Annotated in this window: 13 protein-coding genes; 7 read left to right on the top strand and 6 right to left on the bottom strand. The window is 41.4% G+C overall.

Annotated elements, in window-relative coordinates; translation table 11 throughout:
- Positions 1–74: 74 nt before the first annotated feature.
- The 3 genes from WG906_RS16215 to WG906_RS16205 form a co-directional block, all read right to left on the bottom strand.
- On the bottom strand, positions 75–728 hold the full coding sequence (locus WG906_RS16215; protein ID WP_339993892.1) for a hypothetical protein: 654 nt from the start codon (positions 726–728) through the stop codon (positions 75–77).
- Positions 715–1215 (bottom strand): RNA polymerase sigma factor, encoded by a 501-nt coding sequence (locus WG906_RS16210; protein ID WP_339993891.1) that lies wholly within the window; start codon positions 1213–1215, stop codon positions 715–717. The genes WG906_RS16215 and WG906_RS16210 overlap by 14 nt, the downstream gene beginning before the upstream one ends.
- 170 nt (positions 1216–1385) lie before the next feature.
- Positions 1386–1745, bottom strand: coding sequence for a TM2 domain-containing protein (locus tag WG906_RS16205; protein ID WP_339993890.1), 360 nt, complete (start codon positions 1743–1745; stop codon positions 1386–1388).
- 176 nt (positions 1746–1921) lie between these two features.
- Between WG906_RS16205 and WG906_RS16200 the strand changes: the two genes are divergently transcribed.
- The 6 genes from WG906_RS16200 (at position 1922) to WG906_RS16175 (ending at position 7213) form a co-directional block, all read left to right on the top strand.
- Complete coding sequence (locus tag WG906_RS16200) at positions 1922–2719, top strand: DUF2490 domain-containing protein (RefSeq protein WP_339993889.1); 798 nt, start codon at positions 1922–1924, stop codon at positions 2717–2719.
- 4 nt (positions 2720–2723) lie between these two features.
- Positions 2724–3620, top strand: a complete 897-nt coding sequence (locus WG906_RS16195) for a sulfite exporter TauE/SafE family protein (RefSeq protein WP_339993888.1) — start codon at positions 2724–2726, stop codon at positions 3618–3620.
- 50 nt (positions 3621–3670) lie between these two features.
- The gene (locus tag WG906_RS16190; RefSeq protein WP_339993887.1) at positions 3671–3934 is read left to right on the top strand and encodes a CBU_0592 family membrane protein; all 264 of its coding nucleotides are present in this window, start codon (positions 3671–3673) and stop codon (positions 3932–3934) included.
- Between the two features lie 277 nt (positions 3935–4211).
- Complete coding sequence (locus tag WG906_RS16185; RefSeq protein WP_339993886.1) at positions 4212–4919, top strand: VTT domain-containing protein; 708 nt, start codon at positions 4212–4214, stop codon at positions 4917–4919.
- 306 nt (positions 4920–5225) lie between these two features.
- A complete protein-coding gene (locus tag WG906_RS16180; protein WP_339993885.1) occupies positions 5226–5513 on the top strand; it encodes a hypothetical protein in 288 nt (95 codons plus the stop codon).
- A gap of 812 nt (positions 5514–6325) precedes the next feature.
- The gene (locus WG906_RS16175) at positions 6326–7213 is read left to right on the top strand and encodes a dienelactone hydrolase family protein (protein WP_339993884.1); all 888 of its coding nucleotides are present in this window, start codon (positions 6326–6328) and stop codon (positions 7211–7213) included.
- Positions 7214–7480: 267 nt separating this feature from the next.
- On the opposite strand, the gene WG906_RS16170 is transcribed toward WG906_RS16175, so the two are convergent.
- From WG906_RS16170 to WG906_RS19495, 3 genes are all read right to left on the bottom strand, one after another.
- Positions 7481–8092 (bottom strand): alpha-ketoglutarate-dependent dioxygenase AlkB family protein, encoded by a 612-nt coding sequence (locus tag WG906_RS16170; RefSeq protein WP_339993883.1) that lies wholly within the window; start codon positions 8090–8092, stop codon positions 7481–7483.
- Between the two features lie 138 nt (positions 8093–8230).
- Positions 8231–10108: a rhamnogalacturonan lyase gene (locus WG906_RS16165; RefSeq protein WP_339993882.1), complete on the bottom strand. Its 1878-nt coding sequence runs from the start codon at positions 10106–10108 to the stop codon at positions 8231–8233.
- Between the two features lie 415 nt (positions 10109–10523).
- A complete protein-coding gene (locus WG906_RS19495) occupies positions 10524–10787 on the bottom strand; it encodes a transposase (RefSeq protein WP_431844486.1) in 264 nt (87 codons plus the stop codon).
- 288 nt (positions 10788–11075) lie between these two features.
- Here WG906_RS19495 and WG906_RS16160 point away from each other — a divergent pair, with 288 nt between their 5' ends.
- Entirely contained in the window at positions 11076–12545 is a 1470-nt protein-coding gene (locus WG906_RS16160; RefSeq protein WP_339993881.1) for an outer membrane beta-barrel protein, read from the top strand.
- Positions 12546–12795 lie beyond the last annotated feature (250 nt).

Raw genomic sequence — 12795 nt, 5'->3', positions numbered from 1 at the left:
GTGATTCAGAATAATAAGGGACTCCATTGATCGATGGAGGCCCTTGCTAAATAAGTTTAATAAGCCGGCCTGGTTTAAAGATCCCTTCCCAGTTCCTCCGAAAGCCCCCTTAATTCCTTCAGTTCCTGATTATATTCTTCGAATTTTTTGCCGTTCCGTTCTTTAAACGCGCCAAGTTTAAAGGCGATGTATATCATTGTTGCTGCGATTATAATGGGTATTAGTGTCTCTGCAAAACCTCCCCACAATCCCAGCCGGTCTATCTTCCTTGGTAAAAAGGATAATGGAAACAAGATGGTGGAACCTAGAATTAATTTCAGGGTTATACCTAAAAATCTTCCTGGTTTTTGATATTTCTCAAAGATGCCCGCTATTCGATTTAATGAGGTTTCGAGATTGTTATGATTAATTTCTACCCGTTGCAGTTTGTAGTTGGTATTAATCATAACTACAATGAGGATGCTTAAACAGATACAGTATAAAGCGATGGGTAAATACTCTAAAGTGTATGTATAGTCGAACGGATTGCCAATAAGCACCGCTACACCAAATCCAAGGAGTGTCAGCATGTAAAACAGGCCTATCAAATAGTGCCTTTTAACTTTAGTCAGGCGGGAGTGCGATTTTTCTTTAATCATACTGATTATTAATTTGTCGCTCAGTTCATGGGTTAATTGCAGCCGGGTACCGTAAGCTTTCCAGGCGGTTTTTATTTCATCTATATTCATGATTTCTCTCTTTAATAATTTTCTCCAATTTGATTTTAATCCTGTTAATCTTTACACCAGCATTGTTTTTGCTAATGCCGATTATTTCTGAGATTTCGTCATAGCTTTTCTCTTCGAGGTAAAGCAGGATAATCGCTTTTTCTATTTGTGTAAGCTGATCAATGGCCAGTTTAAGCATGTTCAGATTTTCGTTTTTTTCGGCAGAATCACTAAAATCAGGGATTTCAAAATCTGTTTCTAAAATCGACCTTCGCTCAGGTTTTCTGCGTTCTTTACGGAAATTAGAAATGGCTGTGTTAAGTGCTACGCGGTACATCCAGGTAGAACTTTGCGATTCGTTCCTGAAATTTGCATACGATCTCCAGAGCTGCAGCACCATTTCCTGGAAAAGATCTTTTTTATCCTCTTCCTGGTGGCAATACAAATTGGAAACCTTGTACAAGATTCCGCGATGCTTATTTATCATTTCGATAAATGCTTTTTCCATCTTATTGTAATTTGAAGAGTTAGTCGCAGGTAATGAAGGAAAATTACAAGTTCGTGAAATAATTGTAATATAAAGGAGGAGAAGGGGAAATGGGAAGGCTCTGGCGGAAAAGTCTTTCTTATCGAACCAGACCCCTCTGTTGTAAAAACGCCATTGGTAGAAATATAAACTTAGATCATCTGTATTTTCACCAGCTGAGCGCATTCCAATGCTATTTTTTGATTATACTCTGTTGCAAGGCTTTTGTGATTTATAGCGTCAACAATTGTTCCTATAAAGCATAATCCACCGGTAAAAAAATATAGAATTCCCATCCCATATTGGCCGATTATAAAACGTTGCAATCCGGCCAGAAGCACTAATCCTATTAAAGTGAAAAGAAGAAAATCGCCTGGACTTTGTCGCTTTCCCGAGTAAAACATTGCAAATTGCTGAGCCTGCTGGTCGGTCATACCTGTTATTAATTGTTTAACAAATGAATATTCATCGGGTGTTATTCCCTTTAAATTGTAGAGTGGGTTCTGATCCATGATTGGTTTGACAAGGGATATTTTTCTTGTTTTTTCCGATTGTTGATTCAAATTAGGAAGGAAATGCAATATAGAAAATATGATTTAGGCAGGCTGGATGAATTAACAGGTAAATGAAGGGTTTCGGCCGGTGAATGGTAACCATCTAATTATCTTTAAATAAGAAGTCTATAAGTATGGTAGACTTAGTAGTTTTCCCTATATTTGTGACCTTGATTCTTCGAAACAGAATGACTGCAAAAAAAATAACGATATTAATAGTACTGTTTTTTCTGAGTTCGGGCGCTAAATCACAAAGAAGTGTCACCCACCAGAAGCTAGTCTGGTATGGTTATTTTCTTACATTACAATTCAATGAAAAGTGGTATTTGCAAACTGAAATACAGGAGCGGCATTTTATAGATCCGGTAGCCCAGCATCAGTTTCTTGTCAGAAGCCATATACACAGGACTTTAGGAAGCAGCGGCCTGGAGGTCTCTACGGGCTTTTGTGCTTTTCTTCAAAATCCGAACGATCCCAACTCAACATCCAAACTCACCGTGCCCGAACTAAGGCCTCATGTTGAGGTTGCGTATAAACAAAAATTTAAAGTACTCACGCTCGATCACCGATATAGAACGGAGGCAAGATTTTACCATAATACCAATACCACAAGGACAGAATTAGCAGATGGATATGATTTTGGAAATTTCAGATTCCGCTATAATCTTCAGGCAACCATTCCTGTCTGGAAGATAGATGATAAAAGGGCCTTTAAGCTTAAAGCGGGCGATGAGATTCATCTAACCTCAAAAAGTAAGACAAATAGAAATATTTTTGACCAAAACCGAATCTACGCCGGAGTAAGTGTGGATGCAAAACCTAATCTGACATTTGATGTGGGATATCTGAACTGGTTTCAGAAACGTCCGGCCGACGACTATTTCAATCGTAACATTATACGCTTCGCAGCATATCAAAAAATAAAAATTTAAGAAAATGACTACAGAAAATCTGGAACGGGTTCAAGCTATAAAGGGACGCGCAAAATTCAATCTATGGTATATTGTCCCAATAGTATTATTGGTTTCCCTGATGTTGATTTTGGTTTTCAATTATCACGATAGCTTTTCAATTGGTAATATTAAAAAGGGTTTAAATTCTGATTTCTTAATATTTTTACTCATTGGCGTATTTGCCCAGCTGGTTGACGGTACCTTGGGCATGGGTTATGGTGCCACATCTACCACTTTCCTGCTTTCATTCGGAGTAAACCCGGCTACAAGCAGCATGGGAGTTCACGTAGCTGAAATGTTTACAACAGGAGCATCAGCTATATCTCATTACCGGTTCAAAAACATCAATAAAAAACTTGTTTTGAATCTTGTTATTCCCGGCGTTGCCGGTTCAATTGCAGGCGCTTATTTATTGGCCGATGTGATAGATGGAGATGTGATAAAACCGTATATCGCAGGGTATATGATAATTTTAGCTGTCCTTATTATTATCAAGGGCTTACGCAGAAATATTCAGAAGAAAAAAACCAAACGCCTTGGTGTCTTAGCGATATTCGGGGGCTTTATGGACTCTATTGGCGGAGGAGGTTGGGGACCAATTGTTACGTCAACGCTAATGGGAAAAGGAAGGGATCCGCGTTATACAATTGGTTCTGTAAATACCGCGGAATTTGCAATTGCATTTGCCAGTGGAATAACCTTTATTCTCTTTGACGGAATAAGTGGATGGCCGGTAATTTTGGGCTTAATCATAGGAGGGGTAATTGCTGCGCCATTCGGGGCCTATTTTGTAAATAAGATACCAAGGAAGCCCATGACGGTTTTAGTAGGAGTAGTATTGATTTTTCTTAGCTTAAGAACGCTGGTAAAATTATTTTAAACTCATTGGTCTTGATTTTAATATTTGGAAAATTTTAGCATTATTGCTGAATGAATAATATCAATCTTTTCATTTTCAAAAATCTCAGGTATTTTGAAATGATTGGAGTGATTATGCGAATTATCAGTTTTACGCTGGTCAGCTGGCTGGGCCCGGCCAGTCCCTTTCTTTTTGTATGGATTTTTAACACTGCAGATGCGCTGTTATTATCATGGTGCGCTCTATTAAGGAAAGACCCCGCTTATATTCTGCTGAACACATTCTGGGTAATTGTTGGTGTCATCGGAATATTAAGAGCTTCGGGGCGCATTTAATAATTATTTTTCAGCATTAATCACGGGAACAGAGAAGCGTCTCCTTACTCAATAGGTTGCCGGGCCGCAGATCAAAATCACGGCCTTTCCCAAGCGTTTATTTACTGGCTGCCAGGGAAAATTATTCTCACCCTGTTATTTTGGGCAGAAGAAATTTTGCTTATAGTGTTTAGATGACGCAAGCGCCATCTACATTGTTAATTTTCACCATTTTATACTTCTATACACTTTCGCTCGTTTTCTAATATTAATATGGCCGGTTTCTCAGGCAAACTCTATGGAATATATTCAACCCATTTTAGATTTTCTGCTTCACATTGATACACAAATTGCTGATATAAGTAAAACCTACCAGGTTTGGACCTATCTTATTCTTTTTCTTATAATCTTCGCTGAAACCGGATTGGTATTATTCCCTTTTTTACCGGGCGACCCGCTCTTATTTGCTGCAGGAGCTGTAGTAGCTTCGGGTGAAAGCGGAATAAATATATATATATTGTGCTTCGTATTATTTATTGCCGCTATAACTGGCAATCAGGTTAATTACATGATTGGAAGGTATACCGGCTTAAGAGTATTTAAACCCGGAAACAAGATATTAAAGCCTTCAAGCTATGCTAAAACCAGGCTCTTCTTTAGAAAACACGGAGGAAAAGCAGTAATATTCAGTCGGTTCTTCCCGCTGTTGCGAACTTTTGTACCCTTTGTTGCGGGTGTTGGAAAGATGTGCCCCAGAATGTTCTCAATTTATAACTTTGTAGGAGCCTTTTTTTGGATAGCCGGATTTCTGGCTTTAGGCTACCTGTTCGGAAATCTGACCATCGTTAAAGAGAACTTCGCACTGTGTACCGCAGCTATATCAGTGATTACGACTTTACCTCCCATGATTGCAGGAATTGCAGCTAAAATCACAAAGAAAAAGAGGCTGAATGCCAAAAGTTCAGGTGTACTGGTATCCAAATCCGCCTTTCAGACTGTCGATTGATTAACAGCAACTTACACGCTTAGGTTCCCCCGGGGTTGGTGTCCTCACCAAACCTTTTCAAACCCTGTGGGTGACACCAGTGCTTTTAGCGTATAGTCTTTAGGAACAGTTCCGGATTCGACACGTTGGATAATCCGCACCGAAATTTTCTTTGATCGTGTTGTCGCCAACAAAACCACTATCCGTTGTAATGACTTGCCAAATTAATTCATCAACCCCATTTAAATAAACAGGGCAGATTGTGAAACTTGCCTCAACTGACTTTTCAACTATTTTCGTAAATTTAATTGTCGTTACTTAAAACAGATGGCCATTTTAAAAAATTCTCTCACAGGGTTCCGCGGAAATATTGACAAAGTTATAGTTGTGAAACAGCAGGGGTGTAAAACTATATTAACTGCTTATCCTGACATGAGTAAAGTAGTTTACAACGAAAAACAAAAAGCAGAGCAGAAGCGATTTTCTGATGCTGTTCAATATGCAAAATCAATTGTAAGAAATGCAAAAAAGAAAGAGGAATATGAAGCCCGAATACCTAAAGGAAAAAAAGTCTTTAATGCAGCAATTGCGGAATATATGAGCAAAACCAGATAGAGCCTTTCTTCAGTTCTGGTTCAGTGTTCCTACGCTCAAAAGGTTGTTTAGCTGAACGAGAACTGAACGAGAACCGTTTGAGATTCATAGAATTTAACCAGCATTTATTGACGTTTGTCGGCTTGTTGGTGACAACACCAACAAGGGCGGAAAATCACAAAGAAAAAGAGGAGGATGCCAAGAGTCCAGGTGTACTGGTATCCAAAATCCGCCTTTCAGACTGTCGATTGATTTACCACCTAATTACACGTCCAAATATTCCTTATAAGTTTACTTTCTTTTTTGAAAGTGTCTGGCATATAGCCTGCAGGCATATTGAATTTGTTCCCCTGTTCATCATAATAAAAGGTGATGCAATCACAGGCCGGTCCTTTGCATGATGACAAATAAATTGTCTGGTTCTTCCATAAATATTGATCAATGAAAGGCTGACAAGTGCAGCTCTGATTAGTTTGTATTAATTCCTTTATTGGTTGGGGGACATCTAAATTATCTTTCTTCTTACAGGAGAAAAATAGCAAACTAAATAAAATGCAGTAAAAACTGGCTCTGCGGATCTGTTCCATAAGTTGTAGTTGTTTAATAATAACTTTACGAAAGCTTACAATGAAACGAGACATGGCTATAGATTTTCAGGGATTAACTATTTGACCTGAATATGCCTTTGCGTTTTTGGCAAGACGATGCTTAAGGTATTGTGTTTCCTGTAGATCGGTATCAAAAGTGCTGTCTATACTTTTTTGTGCCATCCTTGTTACAAACCACAACTATTATCTCAGATTTTTTAATTTGGTAATATCTATACAGACGATATGAACGGAATCAAAAAAGAAGACATCAAACAGGAAGTGTTTGATCTTTATGACGACTATGCGCACAATCGCGTTAACAGACGAGAGTTTGTGCAAAAGCTATCCACCTATGCTGTGGGAGGACTTACCGTCACATCATTATTGGGTTTCCTTTCGCCCGATTACCAGGGCGCGATTCAGATTAAAGGAGATGATCCCCGTTTAAAATCCGATTATATCAATTATCAGTCTGTAAAAGGTGGCGGAAACATGAAAGCCTTGTTGTCGATGCCGGCGGATGCAAAAAAGAAACTGGGGGGTATTGTAGTTGTTCATGAAAACCGTGGTCTGAATCCGCATATCGAGGATGTGGCAAGGAGAGCCGCTCTGGCAGGATTTATTTCGATTGCTCCTGATGCTTTAAGCCCATTAGGGGGGTATCCAGGGAATGATGACAGTGGCCGTGCTCTGCAAGCTGCGCGCAACAGGGATGAAATGTTAGAGGACTTTATAGCTGCATACGATTATCTGAAAAGTCACAAGGACTGTAACGGAAAAATTGGTGTCGTAGGTTTTTGCTTTGGCGGCGGGATCGCAAATTTGATGGCCGTGCGCATTCCAGGCTTAGCGGCCGCAGTGCCGTTCTATGGTGGTCAGCCTCCCATTCAGGATGTCCCCAAAATAAAGGCACCTCTTCTCCTACATTATGCGGGGCTCGATACCCGAGTTAATGAGGGATGGCCGGCTTACGAAGCTGCTTTAAAGGAAAATAAAAAGGAGTACAGTGCTCACATGTACGCTAATGTGAATCATGGATTTCATAACGACACTACGCCCCGGTACGATAAGGCAGCAGCCGAACTGGCCTGGAAACGTACAATTGATTTTTTCAGGGAAAAGTTAAAATAAGTAGGATTCCCGGAACAAGCGAAGGATCACGGGGTATAAAAAATCATTCAAAACTAAAGCGCTTTGTCATCTGGACGAAAGGGGGGATCTGTTGAGTCTTGGATAAGATTTATTCATAATTATGAATTATTTTCTAAGGCATTCATGCTTGCTGCGCAGGTCTCGCTGCACTCCGAAATGACAAAATGCTTTATCATAAAAAGTCATCAGGACTAAAGCACGTTTTCATCTAAACGAAAGTAGAGAAGGTGTCAAACACCTCCGGTTTTAATAATTCTCAATTGTTCTGAACGTAAGATTAATGCGTGGCTTTGACACCTTTTTAGTAGGTGGCAATCGGTGCAGCCAATGCCTTTGTGTAATCCCTTTCATTAGCAATAAGCTGCCATGTTCCAGGATTAGCGAAACGTTTGTTTTTTCTTCCTTATGCCTGAACGAGAATTTACGTTCGGCGCCGAAAGACAATGATGCGATGGCGCCATTCTTTTTTAAATCTTTTTCGCCGTCGCTGTGCCATGCCATTCCTTCATCGCCGTTATGATATAAATTCAGCAAGCATGAATTAAAAGTTTCTTGTGTCTGTTCTTCTACTATAGCCTTTAATTCCAATAAGTCCCCTGTCCATGGCAGGGCTTTCTTCGTGGTATTGGAATAAGTATATTCAAAAGGCAGATCCCCGTACCACGCCACTTTCCGTTTAGTAACAATCAATTTTCCAAAGATGATAGCCTCGTCATTTCTCCACTCTGTCAGCTTCAGTAAGCTTTCAAAATACTGATCGGCCTGCTTTGTCGAAAACAGTTTTCCGTAGTAGTTTACCGATCCGTCCTTTGGTAATAAATTTCGCGGTTCGCCTTCTTCTTTACTGAATAAATCCATAGATATATGTGCGTTTAAAAAATTGACGACTATCAAGATATGAAATTAAAAAGGGTTGGTGAACGCACCAACCCTTTTTAATTAACATTATTGAGTGTTCAGCAAGACATGATAAAGGATCATTATTCCCTTAGGGCTTTACCTGAGTACCTTGCTTGATTTTGCGAGCACAATATTAGGCTTAGGAGCTTTCTTCATATCTTCACCAAGGTAAAAACTTAAATGCGGCGGCTGATTGTAAGAAACGTTTTGCCAGGCAATGCTCAGTCTGTACTGAGGATCGTGCATTAAAGTATAAAGGCGGTGGCTTGTTGGAATGACCGTAGTATAAATGCGGAGCTCGTTGGGGCCGGCGCTCAAAACCATCTCTTCTCTCCAGTCGCCGAACAGGTCGGCGGCCAGATTTGCATTTCCCCTGCCGTTGCCCCTTTCCCCGCTTGGCGGGCTCCAAATAGTGCCCCCTTTGTATTTATTGATCCTGCTGCCACCCATCAGCTCGCGGGTAAAATCTCCATCCCACCAGATAGGCCAGTTGCCTGTAGGGGTAGGACCGATTTTTTCTCCTTTCATCGAATGCAATCCGCCGGAGTTTGACCACCACATTTCGGCGCCAGCGTTATCGGGGTCTATATTTTCAGCCACCCCTCCTCCAACATCCGTGTCAATCGCCCCTGTAAAATATACTTTTCCTGTACGGGCACTATAAACCGCCACCCCGGGACCCGCATCTTTAACATATCCTGAGTCTCCTTTCGAGTGGTCTTCTATTTCATGAGGGCCAAAAACTTCTAGTCCTGGTTTTGTTGGATCAAGGTCGCTTACATGCAAAGCATCACCATGCCGGAAGCCGGTAGAAAACAAGCCCTTTCCATTATCGTCTACCACCATGGCGCCATATACAATTTCGTCCTTTCCGTCATCATCCACATCAGCAACCGTTAGGTTGTGGTTGCCCTGTCCGGAAAAAGGATTCTTGCCATCTTTAGTGTCAAATACCCATCGTGATGTTAGTTTTCCGTTTCTGTAATCCCATGCAGCCAGCACGGTTCTGCCATAATAACCACGACACATCACAACGCTTGGTAACTTACCATCGAGATAAGCCGCACAGGCCAGGAAACGGTCCACGCGGTTTCCTGTATTGTCATTGCCTCCATTGCCTCCGGGCCCGCCCCAGCCATCGGTAGGATAGCGGGAGGGGATATAGTCTGTGGTGGCAAGGGCTGCACCCGTTTCACCGTTGAAAATCGTAAAGAATTCCGGTCCGTCAAGTACTTTGCCCAGTGTTCTGGCGTCCTTACTTCTGTAATCTTTAGCAGAGTCGCCAATCACTTTTCCTTTACCGTCAATAGTTCCATCGGCAGTTTTCATGGCCACTTCAGCTTTCCCATCGCCGTCCATATCGATGACGATAAACTGCGTATAGTGTTCGCCCTCACGGATGTTTCTGCCGAGATTGATGGTCCAGAGTAAGGTTCCGTCTAACTTATATGCCTGTAGAACGGGCTTGTCGGTCAAACCATTAAAAGAGTTATCGAAGCCTTTACCTGTCTGATGCAAAACCAGTTCGTACTGGCCATCGCCATCCAGGTCGCCGGCCGAGGCATCGTGTGGCCTGTAGCCCGTAGGTGTTTGAAGCGGAATGGAAAGATATTGACGCAAAGGAGCATTGGCCGGGATAATAAAAGGCTTGCTCCCGGAAGTTTCCTTGCCGTTTACAAGTGCTTTCACTGTATAGGCTGTGACTTGTGTCAGGTCTGCTTTGGTGTCTGTAAAGTTAGTGCCTGCGCTTATAGGCTGCGAGTTGAGCTTTACAGCCTGGCTGCTGCCTGTTGTACGGTAGATATTAAATGGCAGGTTCGCGGGTTCGGTACCCAGAAGGCGCCAGCTAATAAAAACAGAATCAGGCTTGTGTCGAACGGCTATCACCCCGCGGTCAAGGTTTTCCATGATACGCTGGCCGTAAAGTGAGGTGCTTAACAAAATAAACAGCAGGTACAGAACTTGTTTCTTCATTATTTCAGAGTAATAAGGGTTCAATTAATTTCAATTTGGTTATCGCCGGAGCTTTATGATGTGCACCCTGCGCCTGCGTTTTCAGCAGACAGTAAAGTTGGTGTTTAGAAACAAACAATACAATTGGCCAATAGTAAAATATCGATTACAAGAACAAGCGGAAGAAATGATAAATCAATTTATCTTATTAAATCATGGGGTTCAGCCAGGCTTTTTCAATCTGTCAATATTTTTCGCCAGGTTTGTTTTATCTGTGAGAGAATTAGCCAGCTTTAAACTCGCTGTTCGACATGTTCTGCAAGGCATGTCGAATAACAGATAAGGAGGATTTGTAATCCTCTAAACTACCAATTCTAATAATCCCCGCCTGTAATTCGGGCAGGCATTCCTTACACCATAAACATCTCCACAGCTGCTATACAAATATTCTTCTTCTTTTTCCACGATCCCTGCACGTTATCACTGAGATTTTCTTGTTGCTATTCACGATCATATGAATATGATTGCTCATAATAACCCAGGTGTATACTTGCAGGCCTTTTGATGATTGGCAAAATCTGATGCTGTCCAGTAAGATTTCTATATATTCATTTCTTGTAAATACATCGGTCCATTGATGAACGGTACACGTAATGAAGTGCTGGGTATGCTGGTTTTTGATGGTATAAGTAGATCCCATATTCGAATATGAAATTTTATAGCGGGATTACAAATCCCTTTTTATCTGGAGATCGACATGCCCTGCGGAACATGTCGAACAGCTTTCACAGCCTTCAAACCCTTAACCTGATACCAGTAAACACATTCTGCAACAACTTGAACAGCGGTGTCTGTGGCGCCGGATCAGAAATCTTTTTATCTGAGATTTAACATATCTTACAGAACAATTATTCAATCTAAGACCAGGAATTTTATCTCAACAGATAATTCATTAACCCAGATTTATGAGCCATATTAATATAGAAATATGAACAAGTACCACCCGCATAAAATAGCTCTCATACTGATCCTGACAATCAACGGCCTCACACTTTATGGGCAGGAAAGGAAAACCACGTTTGGGGCTAAAGTTGGCCTTAATAAAAGTGATGTTGATGCAACTGATGCTAATGGCGGCAACAGCGGATATGTTGGTACAGAATTGTATGCGGGTTTTTTTGCAGATACTAAACTGACATCCAAAATCAGCATGGGCAGTGAACTGCTGTTTTCCTTTACTGATAATTATCATTTAATTGAATTACCCGTTAATCTGAAGTACAATCTTATAAACAATTGGAATGTATTGCTTGGGCCTAAGCTTGATTACATAGTTGATGCAAATGGAATTGATTACCGTTTCAAAAAATGGGGGCTCTCTGCCGAAGTAGGATCTCAATACAAAATTAACAGGCTCTTTTTTGCTGAATTACGTTATGCAAGGAGCTTAACCCCGCAGATTAACAGTGACTTTTTTGACTTTTATAATGGAAAAAGGAATACTTTGAGGCTGGGTCTGGGTGTGAATTTTTCTAAGGCTCAACCCCGTGCAGATAAACTTGGACCAATGCGACTGAGAGTGGGATTGAGCACAGCGGCAGCAACCACCAGCGGATACGATGTAGTGGGTGGCGCAGATCTGCGGATTCAAAAGAATTTTAGCAGCAGCATTGCCGGGACGCTTTCGGCAGGCTATAATCACTATTCGCTAAGGAACGGCGTGGAGGAAACTAATATCGCCTATTTTCCACTTAAGCTCGGCGTAAAAGTGTTTCCCCTTAACAGGTATTATCTCTCTTCGGAGGCCGGTATAGCTGTAGGTACAAAGAGTGAAGTTTATACTTATCCTTTTATCTACGCCGCAGGCCTGGGGATGGAGACCAAAAAAGGATTTGATGTTAGCCTTAGATATGAAAAGATGACAGGCCGGATTCATGATTACCTGAATGAAATTAAAAGGCCTGGCCAGATTGCATTGAGAGTGGAGTACGGATTAAATCTTAACTCTAAAAAGACGAAATCAATTGTTTCTAAAGCACCCGACGAATTGACGGGAAAATATCGCAAATCACTTTTTTTCGAAGGACTCGGCAATGGTCTTGGGCTAACAGGTAATTTTGATATCCGCCTTAAGCCCGACCGAAACGACGGTTTTGGTGTTAGTGCAGGTGCAGGTATGGCAGGGAACTCTGAATTCACTCTTCCAGTTGGTGTAAATTATATCGTCGGCAAAAGGAGAAGTGGAATTGAAATGGGGCTTGGCCTTACCCCGATGATAAACCTTCGTAGAAATGGTTATAATGAGTCTGCCTTCAGAGTAGCCACATTATTGAATATGGGGTACCGTTTTCAATCGCATAATGGGTTAATGCTTCGTGCAAGCGGCTCCGCAGTTTATCTGAACAGATCGATATTCGTGCCTTTTCCGGGATTGGCGATAGGCTATAGTTTTAAATAGAAGTACCGCGGTGTCATCCACAGAGTTGAAAGGGTTTGGTGAGGCAACCCACCCCGGTGGGGAAGGAAAAATCCTGTAAAGCGCCAACCCTCTCTGCCTTACGGCATCTCTCCCCGAGGGAGAGAAAGGCTAACCCACACACGACGCCCATTCATAAAGAGTTTTCCCTTTGTTTGTGTAATCACCAACAAAACGCCCATGAATTTAATGGAGGAAAAATCCTGTAAAGCGCCAACCCTCTCTGCCTTAC

It is taken from the genome of Pedobacter superstes, from assembly GCF_037622515.1.
Lineage (GTDB): Bacteria > Bacteroidota > Bacteroidia > Sphingobacteriales > Sphingobacteriaceae > Paradesertivirga > Paradesertivirga superstes.
Note: the sequence above shows the minus strand (reverse complement) of the source record. Positions and strands in the feature narration are given on the sequence as shown.

Bases quoted from the DNA above. Each gene is read 5' to 3' on its own strand.
- WG906_RS16215 (WP_339993892.1), bottom strand. From the start codon at position 728: ATGAATATAGATGAAATAAAAACCGCCTGGAAAGCTTACGGTACCCGG.
- WG906_RS16210 (WP_339993891.1), bottom strand. From the start codon at position 1,215: ATGGAAAAAGCATTTATCGAAATGATAAATAAGCATCGCGGAATCTTG.
- WG906_RS16205 (WP_339993890.1), bottom strand. From the start codon at position 1,745: ATGGATCAGAACCCACTCTACAATTTAAAGGGAATAACACCCGATGAA.
- WG906_RS16200 (WP_339993889.1), top strand. From the start codon at position 1,922: ATGGTAGACTTAGTAGTTTTCCCTATATTTGTGACCTTGATTCTTCGA.
- WG906_RS16195 (WP_339993888.1), top strand. From the start codon at position 2,724: ATGACTACAGAAAATCTGGAACGGGTTCAAGCTATAAAGGGACGCGCA.
- WG906_RS16190 (WP_339993887.1), top strand. From the start codon at position 3,671: ATGAATAATATCAATCTTTTCATTTTCAAAAATCTCAGGTATTTTGAA.
- WG906_RS16185 (WP_339993886.1), top strand. From the start codon at position 4,212: ATGGAATATATTCAACCCATTTTAGATTTTCTGCTTCACATTGATACA.
- WG906_RS16180 (WP_339993885.1), top strand. From the start codon at position 5,226: ATGGCCATTTTAAAAAATTCTCTCACAGGGTTCCGCGGAAATATTGAC.
- WG906_RS16175 (WP_339993884.1), top strand. From the start codon at position 6,326: ATGAACGGAATCAAAAAAGAAGACATCAAACAGGAAGTGTTTGATCTT.
- WG906_RS16170 (WP_339993883.1), bottom strand. From the start codon at position 8,092: ATGGATTTATTCAGTAAAGAAGAAGGCGAACCGCGAAATTTATTACCA.
- WG906_RS16165 (WP_339993882.1), bottom strand. From the start codon at position 10,108: ATGAAGAAACAAGTTCTGTACCTGCTGTTTATTTTGTTAAGCACCTCA.
- WG906_RS19495 (WP_431844486.1), bottom strand. From the start codon at position 10,787: ATGGGATCTACTTATACCATCAAAAACCAGCATACCCAGCACTTCATT.
- WG906_RS16160 (WP_339993881.1), top strand. From the start codon at position 11,076: ATGAACAAGTACCACCCGCATAAAATAGCTCTCATACTGATCCTGACA.